17 protein-coding genes and 1 tRNA gene are annotated in these 16,691 nt (G+C 37.5%); 3 read left to right on the top strand and 15 right to left on the bottom strand.

Annotated features, from left to right (window positions below; translation table 11 throughout):
* Positions 1–6 precede the first annotated feature (6 nt).
* The 9 genes from D7029_RS04305 to dnaQ form a co-directional block, all read right to left on the bottom strand.
* Positions 7–447 (bottom strand): SMI1/KNR4 family protein, encoded by a 441-nt coding sequence (locus D7029_RS04305; RefSeq protein WP_194951945.1) that lies wholly within the window; start codon positions 445–447, stop codon positions 7–9.
* Positions 434–790: a hypothetical protein gene (locus tag D7029_RS04300; RefSeq protein WP_194951944.1), complete on the bottom strand. Its 357-nt coding sequence runs from the start codon at positions 788–790 to the stop codon at positions 434–436. Before D7029_RS04300 ends, D7029_RS04305 begins: the two co-directional genes overlap by 14 nt.
* An 84-nt stretch (positions 791–874) precedes the next feature.
* Positions 875–1,573 (bottom strand): hypothetical protein, encoded by a 699-nt coding sequence (locus tag D7029_RS04295; protein ID WP_194951943.1) that lies wholly within the window; start codon positions 1,571–1,573, stop codon positions 875–877.
* 177 nt (positions 1,574–1,750) lie between these two features.
* A complete protein-coding gene (locus D7029_RS04290; RefSeq protein ID WP_194951942.1) occupies positions 1,751–2,080 on the bottom strand; it encodes a hypothetical protein in 330 nt (109 codons plus the stop codon).
* On the bottom strand, positions 2,077–2,430 hold the full coding sequence (locus D7029_RS04285; RefSeq protein WP_194951941.1) for a hypothetical protein: 354 nt from the start codon (positions 2,428–2,430) through the stop codon (positions 2,077–2,079). Before D7029_RS04285 ends, D7029_RS04290 begins: the two co-directional genes overlap by 4 nt.
* Before the next feature lies 1 nt (position 2,431).
* Positions 2,432–2,977 carry a nuclease gene (locus tag D7029_RS04280; RefSeq protein ID WP_194951940.1) on the bottom strand — a complete coding sequence of 182 codons (546 nt, stop codon included), beginning with the start codon at positions 2,975–2,977 and terminating at the stop codon, positions 2,432–2,434.
* Between the two features lie 33 nt (positions 2,978–3,010).
* Positions 3,011–3,406 (bottom strand): immunity 22 family protein, encoded by a 396-nt coding sequence (locus tag D7029_RS04275; RefSeq protein ID WP_201161571.1) that lies wholly within the window; start codon positions 3,404–3,406, stop codon positions 3,011–3,013.
* 175 nt (positions 3,407–3,581) lie between these two features.
* Positions 3,582–3,658, bottom strand: a tRNA-Asp gene (locus D7029_RS04270).
* A gap of 123 nt (positions 3,659–3,781) precedes the next feature.
* Positions 3,782–4,534, bottom strand: a complete 753-nt coding sequence (gene dnaQ, locus D7029_RS04265; protein WP_088493582.1) for a DNA polymerase III subunit epsilon — start codon at positions 4,532–4,534, stop codon at positions 3,782–3,784.
* 65 nt (positions 4,535–4,599) lie between these two features.
* Between dnaQ and rnhA the strand changes: the two genes are divergently transcribed.
* Positions 4,600–5,088 (top strand): ribonuclease HI, encoded by a 489-nt coding sequence (rnhA, locus tag D7029_RS04260; protein WP_075673396.1) that lies wholly within the window; start codon positions 4,600–4,602, stop codon positions 5,086–5,088.
* Between the two features lie 4 nt (positions 5,089–5,092).
* On the opposite strand, the gene D7029_RS04255 is transcribed toward rnhA, so the two are convergent.
* Positions 5,093–5,809 (bottom strand): methyltransferase domain-containing protein, encoded by a 717-nt coding sequence (locus D7029_RS04255; RefSeq protein ID WP_075673395.1) that lies wholly within the window; start codon positions 5,807–5,809, stop codon positions 5,093–5,095.
* Positions 5,810–5,847: 38 nt separating this feature from the next.
* On the opposite strand from D7029_RS04255, the gene gloB reads away from it, so the two are divergent.
* Both gloB and mltD read left to right on the top strand, forming a co-directional pair.
* A complete protein-coding gene (gene gloB, locus D7029_RS04250) occupies positions 5,848–6,603 on the top strand; it encodes a hydroxyacylglutathione hydrolase (RefSeq protein ID WP_194951939.1) in 756 nt (251 codons plus the stop codon).
* Positions 6,604–6,678: 75 nt separating this feature from the next.
* Positions 6,679–8,013, top strand: a complete 1,335-nt coding sequence (mltD, locus tag D7029_RS04245) for a murein transglycosylase D (RefSeq protein ID WP_088493585.1) — start codon at positions 6,679–6,681, stop codon at positions 8,011–8,013.
* A 271-nt stretch (positions 8,014–8,284) separates the two neighbouring features.
* Here mltD and D7029_RS04240 read toward each other — a convergent pair whose 3' ends face one another.
* The 5 genes from D7029_RS04240 to relA form a co-directional block, all read right to left on the bottom strand.
* Positions 8,285–9,667, bottom strand: coding sequence for an SLC13 family permease (locus tag D7029_RS04240; protein ID WP_088493586.1), 1,383 nt, complete (start codon positions 9,665–9,667; stop codon positions 8,285–8,287).
* Between the two features lie 320 nt (positions 9,668–9,987).
* A complete protein-coding gene (eno, locus tag D7029_RS04235; protein WP_072070732.1) occupies positions 9,988–11,289 on the bottom strand; it encodes a phosphopyruvate hydratase in 1,302 nt (433 codons plus the stop codon).
* A 62-nt stretch (positions 11,290–11,351) separates the two neighbouring features.
* Positions 11,352–12,989 (bottom strand): glutamine hydrolyzing CTP synthase, encoded by a 1,638-nt coding sequence (pyrG, locus tag D7029_RS04230; RefSeq protein WP_075673391.1) that lies wholly within the window; start codon positions 12,987–12,989, stop codon positions 11,352–11,354.
* Between the two features lie 511 nt (positions 12,990–13,500).
* The gene (gene mazG / locus D7029_RS04225) at positions 13,501–14,298 is read right to left on the bottom strand and encodes a nucleoside triphosphate pyrophosphohydrolase (RefSeq protein ID WP_194952580.1); all 798 of its coding nucleotides are present in this window, start codon (positions 14,296–14,298) and stop codon (positions 13,501–13,503) included.
* Between the two features lie 102 nt (positions 14,299–14,400).
* Positions 14,401–16,638 (bottom strand): GTP diphosphokinase, encoded by a 2,238-nt coding sequence (gene relA, locus D7029_RS04220; protein WP_088493589.1) that lies wholly within the window; start codon positions 16,636–16,638, stop codon positions 14,401–14,403.
* Between the last annotated feature and the right edge of the window lie 53 nt (positions 16,639–16,691).

Genomic DNA, 16,691 nt, shown 5'->3' with positions numbered 1-16,691 from the left:
TCTTAATTACTCTTTATAGTAGTCAATTTCTGCTAATAGGCATTCGGAAAATTTAAGCTTTGTTTTCTTTACTTTATCACCTTCCGTATAAACATAAACGTCAGGATCATCACATTCCCTATCTATAAAAAACAAACTAGAATAACCTTGATGTAGTAAAAACGAGAAGAAATTCAATGGTATTTGAATATTATTTTCTTCAAGTAACTCAATAGAATATATATTTATATCATCTAATTCAGAATATAAAACACTCGTTCCTTTTTTAAAATCCCCCATCTCAAAACCTAATATGGACAAATAGATTTTATAAAAATAAGGTAATTTTCCATACTTATCTTCTAACTGTAAAATTTGCTCATCAGAACACCCTATGACAGAAAATCCTTTATCCATGATAAATTTTTTAAAACTTTCTAATACAATTAAAAATTCAGATGATGTCATTACTATCTTCCACCAACGCTAAAAAACTGTCTTGAAGGTCGCCTTGAATTTCTTCATTATCATAAATAAGCTGAAAATCCTCATCGATATTATTAACGAAATGAGTACCGTCTAGCATTCCGAATATTGTTGATGCGGTATCTGTCATCACGATTTTCATCATATCAATCACTGATTGCTTTTCTTTTTCTGATAAATTAACAAAAATCTTATTCACTTGAGAGAAAGTACCTTCATGATAACTTTCTGGATCTTGTCTATTTAACCTTTCACTATATTGCTTAAGATTATCTTCAAATAATTCTTTGTATATTTCATTGATAACAAGTTTATCTTTTTTCATGATTAATCCACTAGTTAAAAAAAATCACAACTTAATTAAAGTAATATAGCCTACTATTATTTTATCTTTAAATTTATGACAGTATTATTTTAACTCTAAAATAAAGAAATCTTCTAATATAGAAACCATCTCTTCCGCTAGAGATGGATAATATCCAGAAGGTATCGTACTATCAATAGCCATAAATGATAAATTACTATCAATCCATGTTATTTTTCTTTCTGGAATTTCAGCTATATCAATAAACAAATCTCTAACTGCATCAAGATTACTGCCCATATAACCATAAGGGCCTAATAAGGAATATCCCAATTCACAAAAGAAAGAATAGTAATCTTGAATATATTTTCCCTCAATCACTAACTCATCTTTTAAAATTTTCCCAGGAAATCCATTTTTAACATAACTCGCTGAGATATATATATTTTTTAATTCACCACTCATTTCCAACCAAATTCTTTCTTTACTATCCTCATGGAATTCAAGTAATGAAGCCACACCAGAAACATACATCCCTGGAGTAAAATAAGAATCTACAATTAAGTTGTTTCCATAAAAATGATATTTAATTAAATTAAAAGAAAATCCTAATCGACCATCATAATTTTGAGAAACCACATAATAGTTTTTACCTTTTTCAAGATGTAAAACTTTTTCTTTCAATCCAATAAAAACAAATGATTGTGTTTTATTTGTATTTTTGTAGTCATAACATTCAACTAAATTTTCAAATGAAAAAATTAAATTATTTTCATAGTCTAATACTTGATATGATCCAATCATACTATTTCCTTATAATACTTATTGAAGATTCACTATTTCAATATCGAATTGAATTTATTTATAATAAATTAGACTTGATAAAGAATAAATTCCACTAAAAATTCAGTATGAGAAGAATATAATAATACTTATCTTAAATTTCCTCGATAAAAGTATCATAATTATTATCCAATTGTATTAAAACCAACGCCCCATAGGTGAATTTTCTCTCAGATTTTTATCAATCAATTCTGGTGTAATGATTTTTTGTTCAATAACAGGAAGCATGATTTCATTTAGAATTTCGCAATCAATATGACAACCAGTATTATGAAATATAAGATTTAGAGCCTCATCAATTAATGCTTGCTCACCCTGTTCTTTCATTTCAAGGACAAACTGAACAATGGCTTGTTTTATCTCTTTATTTTTATTGTATTCGGCTTGTTCAGTTTCAAATTCTTGATAATAAAAATGGTCGAGCGTTTTAGATAGCATACTTAAACGTAAATAAAATTCCGTGTTCATAAATTAATCCTAAATATCCCTAAGACTATGATTTGATACCGCGCAGGCTGTCTTTCACCAATAGCAAATAAACCAAGCAACTGCATATTCTCTTTTTTTGATTTTTGAAGATCATACATTACTGATAAACCATCATAGCTATAACGCGTTCCTTGATTTAAAGTGAGTCCTTTTACCTTATTTATTACCTGCTGTTTTACCTCTTTATCTAGGCTGTTTAAGTCTCTTAATTGCGTTACGCTAACTGACATATCCTCATCATAATAAGGACATTGAATAAGGTGATTTAGCTGATAAAAATCATCTTCAAAACCATCATAAACTAGCTCTTTTTTCTTTATATTTTTCATCTTATTCAAGTTTTAATTGATGCCAAAATGAAGTTGTTTGAGATGAGGTTAGGTCAATAATTCTATCTGGTGAAATATCAGTTAAAAACAGTGTGGCAACTGCGCGAAAAAAAGCAAAAAAATTCACTGCAATATGTTCAAAACTATCCATAGATGACTCACTTGTCATTGCAAAAACATTCCCAGTTAGAGTATTTAATAAGATGGTATAAGGATCTGACAATGCAATAACAATGATGTTTTCAGGTCGTTTATCTCCAATCCACCATTGAGCAAACTCATTGAAGCCATTTAGCATGAAAAGTCTTTCAAGATAATCTTCACCACAGCCAAAACTGATATTAAATAATGAGAAATTATCTAAATTATAGAGAGAGATAAAAGAGGTAAAATCATCAGGAAGAGAGAGTGTTAGCGTCTGTTCTAGCAAACCGAAATCTGTAAGTGGTGCTTTTCTTTTAAAAAGAATTAAATCATTAAAATCCTCTCCTAAAGGAGAAAATTTATCTTCTAGCTCTTTTGTGATTTCATCAAGCGTTAATAGCATGCTCAGCCCAGCCTAAATTAATTTTTAAACCAGCTAATCACCATTATATTCGCCAATATAATGTAAATTATTATAGGTTTGGTTATCGCTCTTTTTGATAACAAGTTCAGGATTTTGATACCAAAATATAGCGTTAGCACTTTTAATTCCTAGCTCTTCACATTTAGCTTTAATAAACGATATTTCACTTTCATCAACAGCTGCATCTACCAAAACTTCATCAAGCGTAACATTGTTATCAAAACGAGGGATAACACCAATAAAATCTTCGTCGTACCACACCATCCCCAGATCTTTGCAGAATCCACATACTCTATAATTAGGAGAGTCAATTCCGTCTTCCTCAGAGTAATCTAACTCAAAATAGTGCATATACTCTTCTTCAGAAGAAAAATTACTGCCAATCCATAAATGTACTCTATTTTCCATATTGATTACCCTGCGAAATGCCATTGTACATAGTATTAATATCATTAATAAATTCTAAGATAGTGATATCAAATATTGAAAGCAAGAAATAGTGGCTTAGAAAAATACGGGAAGAGAAAATTGCTGAGGCTGTAAAACGCAAAAACCCCAGCATAAATGCTGGGGTTTGGAATGTTGGCGGAACGGACGGGACTCGAACCCGCGACCCCCTGCGTGACAGGCAGGTATTCTAACCAACTGAACTACCGCTCCGCGTATCCTTTCGGACGAGGTGAATATTACGAATCTCTTGCCTTGTCGTCAACTGTTTTTCTAACAAAAAGATGCATTTGGATAGTTTTTAATCTCAACTAACCATTTCTGCTTTTTTTATATTCAGACTGCCTCATCATTTGATGCCGGACGCCATAAACAATGTCCGCCTTTCTTCTCAACTAGGTCTAATCGAGACTCATGTTCGGCAAGTTCTTCTGCGGTTGCTCTTATTACTCTTAATCCTGAAACGGGGCGTTCAATACGCTGAATATCATTTTGCTCTTGTTCGTTACTTGATTCACCATCCATTGAAAATGCTAGTGCTGTTTGTCCACCGGTCATCGCCAAGTAAACATCAGAAAGTATTTCAGCATCCAATAACGCGCCGTGAAGAGTACGTTTAGAGTTATCTATTAAGTATCTATCACATAAGGCATCAAGGTTATTTCGTTTACCAGGGAATAATGCCCTCGCCATTGCAAGGCTATCGGTAATTTGGCAGAACGTTTCAGTAGGCGGAATATCACGATTAAGCTTTCTAAACTCATAGTCCATAAAGCCGATATCGAACGATGCGTTATGAATGATCAGCTCTGCGCCACGAATATATTCTAAAAACTCGTCAGCAATATCGGCAAAAGAAGGACAATCCTCTAAAAACTCATCACTGATGCCGTGAACTTCAAACGCTTCGGGATCAACTAATCTTTCAGGCTTAATATAAACATGGAAATTTCGCCCTGTTAATCGACGATTGATAACCTCTACGGCACCAATTTCAATGATATTATGACCTTCATAATGAACGCCCAGCTTATTCATACCGGTGGTTTCGGTATCAAGTACAATTTGTCGTGTGATTGGAGTGCTCATAATCCGTTTTTATGTCAGACTTAAGGTTAGTTTTTCGTATTAATCAAAAAGGATAAGTCGCCTTTATGCACAAGCAGGTAGAAATATTCACCGATGGTTCATGCTTAGGCAACCCAGGCCCCGGTGGTTATGGCGCTATTTTACGCTATCAACAACATGAAAAAACCCTAAGTGAAGGTTTTTTTATGACCACCAATAACCGAATGGAACTTCTTGCCGCTATCGTAGCATTAGAAACATTAAAATTCCCTTGTAAAATTACACTGACAACAGATAGCCAATATGTCAGACAGGGTATTACGCAGTGGATCCATAGCTGGAAAAAGCGCCAGTGGCGTAAAGCAGACAAAAGCCCTGTGCTTAATGTCGATTTATGGAAACGCTTAGATAGTGCTATTACTCGTCATGAAATTGAATGGCATTGGGTAAAAGGCCATGCTGGTCATGATGAAAATGAACGTTGTGATGAATTAGCAAAAACAGCGGCTCAATCACCGACACAAGAAGACACTGGCTATATTGAAAGTCAGAAAGATAAAACAGCTAACGAATAATGTGCTATGGCTCTGAGTGATTGCGTGTAGCCCCTAAAACTCGACCTTTTACACTCATGCGAGGCAATGCAAATTTCAACGCGGTGGGTGTTAAAGGAAGCGTTCTTTTGCGAGCGATAATTAAATTTAAACAGCCACCAGTGTGATAGCGGCTACCATCACGTTTTATTGGTCTTGAAAATGGCATAATCTGGAAATTCTGTTGTGTCATCACTTCGTAATTTAGCACACTAAGCCAATCAATTTGGCGACGAAGTGAAAACATACGACTTGAATAAGGCTGTTTTTGTCGCAAAAGAGGCGTGCATTTACCCAGTCCTAATAAACTAATCGGGTTGAAGCTCGTTAATACTATCCAGCCATCATCAATTAAAACACGATCAGCTTCTCTTAATAGCCAATGGGGATCTGCACTATAATCAAGTACATGAGCCATAAGGCAAACATCAACCGATTTATTTTCAAAGGGTAGATAATCTAAAGACGCGATAACATCCGCATTTATTGCATTCGATGTCACATTGACTTGATGTGAAACGATACTTAATTTGGTATCCAGTTCGGCACTGAGTTGACCGAGTTTCAGCAAATGAAAGCCATACATTTTCGGCCACCAGTTTTGTAAACGCAGTTCAATCGCCATGCGATAATATTCCCCCCAAGGAATATCACGCCAAGAATCCGGCATTGTAATTGGTTTTACTGAACGCGCTGCTTTCATCGTTTAACCCTTTATATTTTATAAGTAAGGTAACTTATATGGAGCTTATCAGAATTCCTGCTTTATCCGATAACTACATTTGGCTATTAAGTAATGAAAATAGTGAATGTGTGATTGTGGATCCTTCACAAGCCAAACCTGTTATTGAAATGCTCTCACAACGCTCACTAACACCTATCGCGATTTTATTAACCCATCATCATGATGATCATGTTGGTGGTGTTGCTGAACTTGTAAAAAAATATCCTAACATCGACGTTTTTGGCCCACAAGAAACACAAAGTAAAGGGGCTGAAAATATTATTCATAATCAAGAGCGCATTATTGTTGGCTCTTTTACTTTTAATGTGATTGGCACACCAGGCCATACATTGGGTCATGTTGCTTATTATTGTGAGCCCTATTTATTTTGTGGAGATACACTTTTTTCTGGTGGTTGTGGTCGTTTATTCGAAGGCACCGCACAACAAATGTTCAGTTCATTACAAAGATTGAGTGCTTTACCTGATAACACATTAATTTGTTGTGCTCATGAATACACCCTATCAAATATGACCTTTGCACACCACATCATGCCAGAAAATGCACTTATTACCGATTATTTAGCCCAAGTTAGTGAAATGCGTAAAAATTTACAACCTACTGTGCCAATAACACTGAAAAACGAAAAGAACATTAATCTTTTTTTGAAATCTGACGATATTGATTTGCAAAGGATTTTAGGTATAACCACTAATACTTATGCTCCAATTAAGACATTTACAAAATTAAGAGAATTAAAAGACAACTTTTAATTCCTATTGGTTGTTTTATTTTGGCACACTAAGTATCATTTGGTTCAAAAAACACACAGGATGAATTTTTCTATTATGAAGACAAAAGCGATTTTGTTCTCCATATTGCTACTGGCAGGTTGCCAGCAATCGGAGAACATTAAACCTAATTTGTCTGCGATCACACCAATATCAACGAAAGGGACTTCAACTTCTCACCAACCTCAATATGATGTAAAAACCAATTTATGGGGTTATGTGGTAAGTGAATTGAAAATGGACCTCCCTGAAAATGAAAGGATCTCGCAGCAAGAATTATATTTTTTAAATAATCCCAAACATATACAGAGCGTTGCTGCTCGCGCTGAGCCTTATATGTATTCGATTATTGATGAAATTGAAAAACGTGAATTACCGATGGAACTTGCACTTGTTCCTGTCGTTGAAAGTGCGTTTAATCCCCATGTTACCTCTTCTGCCAATGCAGCGGGTTTATGGCAATTTGTGCCAATAACTGGTAATTACTATGGTTTGGCACAAAACCAATGGTATGACGGTCGTCGTGATGTTATGGCATCAACTAAAGCGGCACTTGATTTGCTAGAGCGCTTGTATGTAATGTTTGATAGCGATTGGGCACTTGCCCTTGCTGCTTATAACGCTGGTGAAGGCCGTGTTATGCAAGCAATAAAGGCAAATGAGAGTCAAAACTTACCAACAGATTATTGGTCGCTTTCTTTACCTAAAGAAACGATGAATTACGTACCGAAAATTCTCGCTTTAAGTAAGGTTATTCGTGAAAACGAAGAAAACATTACCTTTCCCAAAAGCAACTATCGCGATAAAGCATTAGCTTCATTTGATGTCGGTGAGCAAATCACGTTAAATAAAGTCGCTGAATTAAGTCAGTTACCTATTAATACCGTGAAAGACTATAATCCCGGCTATAAACGTGGAATAACTGCACCGAATGGCCCTCATGTCATTATGTTGCCTCGCAATAAGCTTGACCAATTCCGTAACGCTTTTGAAGATGAAGCTGTATTAGAAACTATTCGCTTGGCTGTTGCCAAAACGAATCAATCTATTAAGCAAGAAGGCGTTTATAAGGTTCGTTCAGGGGATTCGTTTTACGCTATTGCTCGTCGCTATAATATGAGTATAAAAGACTTACAGCGTATTAATGGGTTAAATGCAAAGAGCACTTTGCTGGTTGGTCAGACATTAAAAATTCATAATGCAGGTAGTGTCAGTAGCACTACAACAACGAAACCAACAAAACCTTCACCAAGCTATTATAAAGTGCGCCAAGGTGATTCTTATTACAGTATTGCCCGCCGCCACGGCATTAACCTAAAGCAGTTAATGAGCTGGAACGCTGATATTAAAATGTTAAAACCGGGTACTCAATTAACACTGTATGTAAAATAGTCTTCTGAACTTTAGTTTCTTTAAAGCCATCAATATATTTAATACCTTAGAGGTGATAAATAGAGATGGCTTTTTTCTTTCTTCTCTATGGGTGATCCCTCCCAAGAAAAACGCATCTTTTCATTCTTCCCTTTATTCCTTTCCCTCTATTTGAGTTCGTATGATTACGACGCCATCTATTACTCCAAATGATAGGCAATAAAAAAGCGCCTGATATTTAACTATCAAGCGCTTCGTTTTTATCTCTATTTGATTAATTTAGCGTAGTGACTTATAGCCAGAAGAACCAAGCAAACAGAGAGATAACTAAGATACACACTAAGTTCAGTACACCACCGACACGTACCATCTCTGTCTGTTTAATATAACCAGAGCCAAAGACAATCGCATTTGGTGGGGTAGCAACAGGTAACATGAACGCACAAGATGCACCGATACCGATAATCATAGTTAACGCCATTACTGGCATACCTAATGCTTGTGCAACTGTTGCAAAGATTGGTACTAATAACGCCGCACTCGCTGTATTACTGGTAAATTCAGTTAATACGATGATGAAGGTTGTTACTGCAAGGATAATCACGAACCAGTGGCTTGCACCGAAGGTTTCTTTCATGAAATCTGCCATTACAAGGCTTGCACCAGAAGACTGTAAAATAGCGCTCAGTGTTAAACCACCACCGAACAGCATTAATACGCCCCACTCTGTGTTTTCTTGGATTTGGCTCCAACTTGCTACACCTGTTACACCGATAACAATCGCTGCACTGACTGCAATGACAGTATCTAAATCTTTTACACCACCAAAAGCACTGCTGATGAAAGAACTGAAGATCCAACATACTACGGTAACTAAGAAGATAATCATGGTGATAACACGTTTGTTATTCCACTCTAACACTTCTAATTTCAGGTCAAATTTATGTTTTAAGTTAGGGCGTAGCATCAGATACATCACAATAAACATGATAGGCAATAACACCACCATGATTGGAATACCGTACTTCATCCACGTGATGAAATCTAAGTTCAACTGAGCCGCTGCAATCGCATTTGGTGGGCTACCAACCAGCGTACCTAAACCACCGATACTTGCACTATAAGCAACACCTAATAATACGAATACAAAAGTATTGCGCTCTGAACGAATATCTAAGTTAGATAAAATACCTAACACTAAAGGTAACATCATTGCCGCTGTTGCTGTGTTACTGATCCACATTGAGAGTAATGCGGTAACACCAAATAACAGCAATACAGCAATTGAAAGTTTACCTTTTGCAATCATCAACAAGCGGTTAGCAATTAAGCGATCTAGCCCTTGAATATGAAGCGCTGTCGCTAATGCAAAGCCACCGAAGAATAAGAAAATGATGGGATTCGCAAATGACTTTAATGACTCATTGGTATTCATTAGCCCAAGTACAACGGCTAAAATAGGTATAAATAATGCTGTTATCGTAACGTGAATGGCTTCTGTCAGCCATAACACACCCACAAACACCATTAATGCTAAACCTGCATTGGCCTTTGGATCATAAGGTAAAAATTCTAGCAGAAGCAGTAATAACACCACATCAATAGCTAGAATGATTAACCCTCGTTTGTTTATCGGGCTCGACTTCGCCGATGGGGCTAAATTGGACGCGTCCATGATAATACTCCACATTAGCTGATATGAACATTAGGTTCACTAAGCCATAATTGTTAACGAAATAGGTTATATGTGAAATATAAAAACATTTCTCGCCATTGAAAATGCGCAAAACTAATAATTGGGATCTCATCCACGAGAATTAACCAATTTATTAATAAAAGAGTAATAATTGAACACTATTTCCTCTTACACATCACACTTTTTCAAAGATGTTAAGAATAAATATTCTGTTTTTTCTGAAAAAAATTAAAAAAAAGAGGAGAACTTAAGGTTCTCCCCTTTCAAATTAATAAGATTTTTTAATCAAAGGTGCAAGATTATGCTTGGCCTTTAACTTCTTTCAGACCGTTGAAAGGTGCTTTGTTACCTAAAGCTTCTTCGATACGGATCAGTTGGTTGTATTTAGCAACACGGTCAGAACGGCTCATAGAACCTGTTTTGATTTGGCCTGCTGCTGTACCAACTGCTAAGTCAGCGATAGTTGCATCTTCAGTTTCACCAGAACGGTGAGAGATTACAGCTGTGTAGCCTGCATCTTTCGCCATTTTGATTGCTGCTAAAGTTTCTGTCAGTGAACCGATTTGGTTAAATTTGATCAGAATTGAGTTAGCGATGCCTTTGTCGATACCTTCTTTCAGGATCTTAGTGTTAGTTACAAACAGGTCGTCACCAACCAGTTGGATTTTGTCACCAAGAACTTTAGTTTGGTATGCGAAACCATCCCAGTCAGATTCGTTTAAACCATCTTCGATAGAAACGATTGGGTATTGTTTAGTCAGTTCTTCTAAGTAATGAGTGAACTCTTGTGAAGTGAAGGTTTTGCCTTCGCCTTTCAGTTCGTAGTTACCCGTTTCATTGTTGTAGAACTCAGAAGCTGCACAGTCCATAGCCAGAGTAACGTCTTTACCTAAAACGTAACCTGCTTTCTCAACTGCTTCTTTGATAGCAGCTAATGCAGCAGCGTTAGATTCTAAGTTTGGTGCATAACCACCTTCGTCACCAACTGCAGTGTTCATACCTTTTGCTTTCAGCACTTTTGCTAAGTGATGGAAGATTTCTGAACCCATACGCACAGCTTCTTTCAGAGAAGGCGCGCCAACTGGTTGGATCATGAACTCTTGGATATCAACGTTGTTATCTGCGTGCTCACCACCATTGATGATGTTCATCATTGGCAGAGGCATAGAATATTGACCGTGAGTACCGTTCAGATCAGAAATGTGCTCATACAAAGGCATACCTTTCGCAGCAGCTGCTGCTTTTGCGTTTGCTAAAGAAACCGCTAGGATTGCGTTTGCACCAAAGTTTGATTTGTTTTCAGTACCGTCTAAATCGATCATGATTTTATCGATGTTAGCTTGGTCTTTTGCATCCTGGCCAAGGATCGCTTTAGCGATTGGACCATTAACAGCTGAAACTGCTTTCAGAACACCTTTACCTAAGAAACGTGATTTATCACCATCACGTAATTCTAAAGCTTCGCGAGAACCTGTTGATGCGCCTGATGGAGCAGCCGCCATACCAACAAAACCACCTTCTAAGTGAACTTCTGCTTCAACTGTTGGGTTGCCACGAGAATCAATAATTTCACGACCAAGTACTTTAACGATTTTGGACATTCGGTTTTCCTCTGTACAAGTTAAATTTCCGAGAAGAGATACCCTATCTCTTCTCATATATCCTATTTCAGCAGGCCTTTTTGGTTATCAAAGGCTGCTTTCACAAAGCCTGCAAATAACGGATGGCCGTCACGCGGCGTTGAGGTAAACTCTGGGTGGAACTGACAAGCAACAAACCAAGGATGGTTTGGATTTTCAATAATTTCCACCAGTTTGTTATCTACTGAACGACCTGCAATACGTAAACCCGCATCTTCGATACGTTTTAATAGTAGATTATTTACTTCATAACGGTGACGATGGCGCTCTGTAATGGTGTTTTTGCCATACAGTGTACGAACTAAGCTATCACCACTTAAATGGCAAGGCTGAGCACCAAGGCGCATCGTGCCACCTAAATCACTTTCATCTGAACGCACTTCAATGTTGCCATTTTCATCGCGCCATTCAGTAATTAATGCGATAACTGGATATTTGCAATCTGGTGCAAATTCAGTGGAGTTTGCGCCTTCCATACCAACGACATTACGTGCAAACTCAATCATAGCAACCTGCATACCTAAGCAAATGCCTAAGTAAGGGATTTTATTTTCACGCGCATATTGAGCAGCCATAATCTTGCCCTCAACACCACGTTCACCAAAACCACCTGGTACTAAGATTGCGTCTAACCCTTTAAGCATTTCTACGCCACGAGTTTCAACGTCTTGTGAATCAATTAATTTGATATTTACAGTAACACGGCTTTTGAAACCACCATGTTTTAATGCTTCAATCACTGATTTATAGGCATCTGGTAATTCAACATATTTACCAACCATACCAATGGTGACTTCGCCTTCAGGATTAGCTTCTTCGTAAATAACTTGTTCCCACTCTGCAAGATTTGCAACTGGGCAATCTAAGCTGAATCGTTTACAGATATAATCATCTAATCCCTGTGATTTCAATAGTGCAGGGATTTTATAAATGGAATCGACATCTTTTAATGAAATAACCGCTTTCTCTGGCACATTACAGAACAGTGCAATTTTAGCACGTTCGTTTGCAGGAATAACGCGGTCTGAACGGCAAATCAACGCATCAGGCTGAATACCGATCGACAGTAATTCTTTTACAGAATGCTGAGTTGGCTTGGTTTTCACTTCACCAGAAGCGGCTAAATAAGGCACCAATGTTAAATGCAGGTAGAATGTGTGCTCACGGCCCACTTCTGCAGCCATTTGGCGAATCGCTTCTAAGAATGGTAAAGATTCGATATCACCAACCGTCCCGCCGACTTCAACTAAAACAACATCATGGCCTTCACCGCCACGGATGATACGTTCTTTGATTTCATTAGTGATATGAGGAATAACTTGAATTGTAGCCCCAAGATAGTCACCACGGCGCTCTTTGCGTAATACTTCAGAGTATACGCGACCTGTCGTGAAGTTATTACGACGAGTCATTTTCGTGCGAATGAAGCGCTCATAGTGTCCTAAGTCGAGATCAGTCTCAGCACCATCGTCAGTGACGAAGACTTCCCCGTGCTGAATTGGGCTCATAGTACCTGGATCGACGTTGATATACGGATCCAACTTCATCATGGTGACATTGAGTCCACGGGCTTCGAGTATAGCCGCCAGAGAGGCTGCGGCAATGCCTTTACCCAGAGAGGATACGACCCCGCCGGTCACAAAAATATAATTCGTTTTCATGCTGAACCTGAAAGTTTAGGTGTATTAGGATGATGGATATAACTGGACGGGAACACAGTATACCCGAACCTTATTTTCGCTACAAACATTCTTAGTAGTATAAAGTTCTTTTTCATCACGCCACTTATCCGTTTAAACACGAAAAAACAGTAAAAATTCAATAAACTAAACCCGTGAAAATATTTCTCAAGCATTTTAGCTTAATCCTTTCAGCTAAGATACCACTTTTAGAAAAGAGATGCTTTATTTTTTTCACGACATTAAGTGTAGCAGGTTTATAGCGAGATCTTTTGCTTATGATCATGCTTTTAATTTTTTTGAGGTTAATCACATTTTTAATGCAATAAAATGTAATTACAATATTTAAAATTACTTAAAAACAAAAAAACGAAATTACCTTTTATAATTTCGCTTTTTAAAAATTTTTATAAAAATGGCTGAAAAAACGAGATGTTATAGATCATTTTTATCGCATTTTATGTCACGCTGACGCTAATTTGCGTGTCACAATTCACTCAATCTGTTGTTTCTTTGCTTTCTGCCAACAGATCTCCATCTCTTCCAATGAAGCATTTTCTATGCCTATGCCATCTTCCGAGAGTGTTTTTTCAACAAAGCGAAAGCGTTGTTCAAATTTACGGCATGCTCGATTTAATGCTTGTTCTGGTTTTTGTTTTAAATGCCGAGATAAATTTACAACTGAAAATAGTAAATCACCCAATTCATCTTCAATTTTAGACGCATCTTGAGGCACTTTTTTCACTTCAGCCATCACTTCATCAATTTCCTCAAACACTTTACCTAAAACAGGTTCAAGTTCATTCCAATCAAATCCAACAGAAGCACATCGTTTCTGAATTTTTTCTGCTTTCATCAAAGCGGGTAATGTGGCGGGAATATCATCTAATAATGAAAATTGTGCTTTTGCCTCACGCTCTTGCGCTTTAAGTCTTTCCCAGCGATGTTTTTCTGTTGATAAATTGTTTTCGCTTTCAGAGGCAAAAATATGAGGATGACGACGTTCTAGCTTATTACTAATGGCGTCACAAACATCATTAAAATCAAATAACTTTTGCTCTTGCGCCATGCGTGAATAAAAAACAACTTGATAAAGTAAGTCGCCTAACTCTTCTTTTAAATCAGTAAAATCTTTACGAATAATAGCATCTAACACCTCATACGTTTCTTCTAATGTATAAGGTGCAATAGTGTCAAAAGTCTGCACTTTATCCCATTCGCATCCAGTATTAGGATCACGTAGCTGCGCCATAATTTCTAATAAACGAAAAATTTCACGATTTTCTGACATCATATTGCCTTTTAAATAAGAGTGAGCTTTATCCTGTTTAACACATTTTTAGATAAAAAAATGCCGAGAACAGTTGTCTCGGCATCTTATCATTTTAATGTTTTAGTGAGAAAAGCGTTTCGCCTCTATCACATCAGGCAACTGATTAAGTTTTGCCAAAATACGACCTAATACTTGGAGATTATAAATCTCAATATTCATGTCGATTGTCGCAATTTGTTGCTTCACATCACTACGGCTACTGACGCCTAGTACATTCACTTTTTCATTCGCTAAAATAGTGGTGATATCACGTAATAATCCACTACGATCATTGGCAACAACGCGAACGACTAATGAATAACCGCTAGAATAATTCTCTCCCCATACCGCATCAACAATACGTTCTGGTGCATGAGAAAGCAGTTCAGCAAGTTGCTCACAGTCTGCTCGGTGAATCGAAATACCACGACCTTTAGTAATAAAGCCGACAATATTGTCACCCGGAATAGGTTGGCAACAACGTGCGATATGATGCATTAAGTTACCCACACCTTCGACAACAATGCTTCCACCTGATCCTGTGGCTCTAGGTGCTGGCGTTTTGTTTTCAAGTGTCCGCAGAGCTTCTTTATCTTCATCTTCCGCAGTGGCTTTATTTAATTTACTTTGAATAAAGTTCACTAACTGGTTAATTCTGATATCACCGACACCAATGCCAGCTAATACTTCATCAACACTATGCACGTTATAACGCGCAATCAGCAGTTTTTCTGCTTCTTTCATGTTGATATCCATATGCGCCAATTCGTTATCTAAAATCTGGCGTCCAGCAAGAATATTTTTATCGCGATCTTGCTTACGGAACCAATTGTGAATTTTCGCACGCCCACGACTTGTGGTGACATAGCCTAAGTTAGGATTTAACCAATCACGACTTGGATTAGGGTGTTTTTGCGTGATAACTTCAATTTGATCGCCCATCTGTAATTGATAGCTAAACGGTACAATACGCCCGCCAATTTTCGCCCCAATACAGCGATGTCCCACATCACTATGAATATGATAAGCAAAATCAAGTGGTGTTGATCCCGCAGGTAAATCAACTACATCACCTTTTGGTGTAAAGACGTAAACCCTATCATCAAAAACTTGGCTACGGACTTCATCCAGCATTTCGCCAGAATCAGCCATCTCTTCTTGCCATGCAATCAGTTTACGTAACCACGCGATACGGTTTTCATAGCTGCCTGTACCACCTTTCGTCGCTGCGCCAGTTGCACCTTCTTTATATTTCCAGTGCGCAGCCACACCCAATTCGGCATCTTCATGCATTTGGCGAGTACGAATTTGAATCTCAACTGTTTTGCCTTCAGGCCCTAATACAACGGTATGAATAGATTGATAGCCATTAGGTTTTGGATTTGCGACATAATCATCGAATTCATCAGGTAAATGACGGAAATGAGTATGCACAATCCCTAATGCCGCATAGCAGTCTTGAAGACGTTCAACGACGATACGCACCGCTCTCACATCAAATAACTCATCGAATGCGAGATTCTTTTTCTTCATTTTGCGCCAAATACTATAGATGTGTTTGGGACGTCCATAGATATCTACATCGACATTCTCTTCTTTCATATAACCGCGTACTGTACTGACAAAATTATCAATATACTGTTCGCGATCAATACGGCGCTCATGAAGCAAGCTTGCTATTTTTTTGTATTCATCAGGATGAAGATAACGGAAACAAAAATCTTCTAATTCCCATTTTAATTGACCAATACCCAATCGGTTGGCTAATGGTGCATAAATATTAAAACACTCTTTAGCAGCCAGTACGCGCTCATCTTCTGTGGCATCTTTCACTTCACGTAAATGGGCAATACGTTCTGAAAGTTTAATGACCACACAACGGAAATCTTCCACCATAGATAACAGCATACGGCGCACGTTATCTACCTGAACCGAACTTGTTTCATTAGTGTGTGTCGCTTTTAATTGGCGTATGGCATCCATCTCCATAACACCACGCACTAAGCTCCAAATAGCATCACCAAAGTGTTCAGTAATAATTTCCTGATCAATAAGATTTTCTTCAGCAAGTGGGAAAAGAAGCGCTGCCCTCATGCTGTCTTTATCCATGCTTAGTGTCGAAAGAAGCTCAACCATTTCAACACCACGCCACAATAACAGTTCGGCATCTTCACGCCCTTGAACAGTACGATGGCAGTATTCCCAGGTTTGCATGATTTCACTACCCGCATTGACATGGGTTAAGTTCAAGCTATTGACCCATTTATCAACAGCAAACTCTCCTGCAGGTGTTAAGTGAGCACTTCTTACTGCAACCATATTCTCTCCCTACACGGTATAAATCTTATTTGCGACTTATTTACTGGCTAACT

The organism is Proteus vulgaris (assembly GCF_016647575.1).
Classification (GTDB): Bacteria; Pseudomonadota; Gammaproteobacteria; order Enterobacterales; family Enterobacteriaceae; genus Proteus; species Proteus mirabilis_B.
Note: the sequence above shows the minus strand (reverse complement) of the source record. Positions and strands in the feature narration are given on the sequence as shown.

What these genes read in the sequence shown, in the direction of transcription:
- D7029_RS04305 (WP_194951945.1), bottom strand. Translation starts at nt 447, where the DNA reads ATGACATCATCTGAATTTTTAATTGTATTAGAAAGTTTTAAAAAATTT.
- D7029_RS04300 (WP_194951944.1), bottom strand. Translation starts at nt 790, where the DNA reads ATGAAAAAAGATAAACTTGTTATCAATGAAATATACAAAGAATTATTT.
- D7029_RS04295 (WP_194951943.1), bottom strand. Translation starts at nt 1,573, where the DNA reads ATGATTGGATCATATCAAGTATTAGACTATGAAAATAATTTAATTTTT.
- D7029_RS04290 (WP_194951942.1), bottom strand. Translation starts at nt 2,080, where the DNA reads ATGAACACGGAATTTTATTTACGTTTAAGTATGCTATCTAAAACGCTC.
- D7029_RS04285 (WP_194951941.1), bottom strand. Translation starts at nt 2,430, where the DNA reads ATGAAAAATATAAAGAAAAAAGAGCTAGTTTATGATGGTTTTGAAGAT.
- D7029_RS04280 (WP_194951940.1), bottom strand. Translation starts at nt 2,977, where the DNA reads ATGCTATTAACGCTTGATGAAATCACAAAAGAGCTAGAAGATAAATTT.
- D7029_RS04275 (WP_201161571.1), bottom strand. Translation starts at nt 3,406, where the DNA reads ATGGAAAATAGAGTACATTTATGGATTGGCAGTAATTTTTCTTCTGAA.
- dnaQ (WP_088493582.1), bottom strand. Translation starts at nt 4,534, where the DNA reads ATGAGCACTCCAATCACACGACAAATTGTACTTGATACCGAAACCACC.
- rnhA (WP_075673396.1), top strand. Translation starts at nt 4,600, where the DNA reads ATGCACAAGCAGGTAGAAATATTCACCGATGGTTCATGCTTAGGCAAC.
- D7029_RS04255 (WP_075673395.1), bottom strand. Translation starts at nt 5,809, where the DNA reads ATGAAAGCAGCGCGTTCAGTAAAACCAATTACAATGCCGGATTCTTGG.
- gloB (WP_194951939.1), top strand. Translation starts at nt 5,848, where the DNA reads ATGGAGCTTATCAGAATTCCTGCTTTATCCGATAACTACATTTGGCTA.
- mltD (WP_088493585.1), top strand. Translation starts at nt 6,679, where the DNA reads ATGAAGACAAAAGCGATTTTGTTCTCCATATTGCTACTGGCAGGTTGC.
- D7029_RS04240 (WP_088493586.1), bottom strand. Translation starts at nt 9,667, where the DNA reads ATGGACGCGTCCAATTTAGCCCCATCGGCGAAGTCGAGCCCGATAAAC.
- eno (WP_072070732.1), bottom strand. Translation starts at nt 11,289, where the DNA reads ATGTCCAAAATCGTTAAAGTACTTGGTCGTGAAATTATTGATTCTCGT.
- pyrG (WP_075673391.1), bottom strand. Translation starts at nt 12,989, where the DNA reads ATGAAAACGAATTATATTTTTGTGACCGGCGGGGTCGTATCCTCTCTG.
- mazG (WP_194952580.1), bottom strand. Translation starts at nt 14,298, where the DNA reads ATGTCAGAAAATCGTGAAATTTTTCGTTTATTAGAAATTATGGCGCAG.
- relA (WP_088493589.1), bottom strand. Translation starts at nt 16,638, where the DNA reads ATGGTTGCAGTAAGAAGTGCTCACTTAACACCTGCAGGAGAGTTTGCT.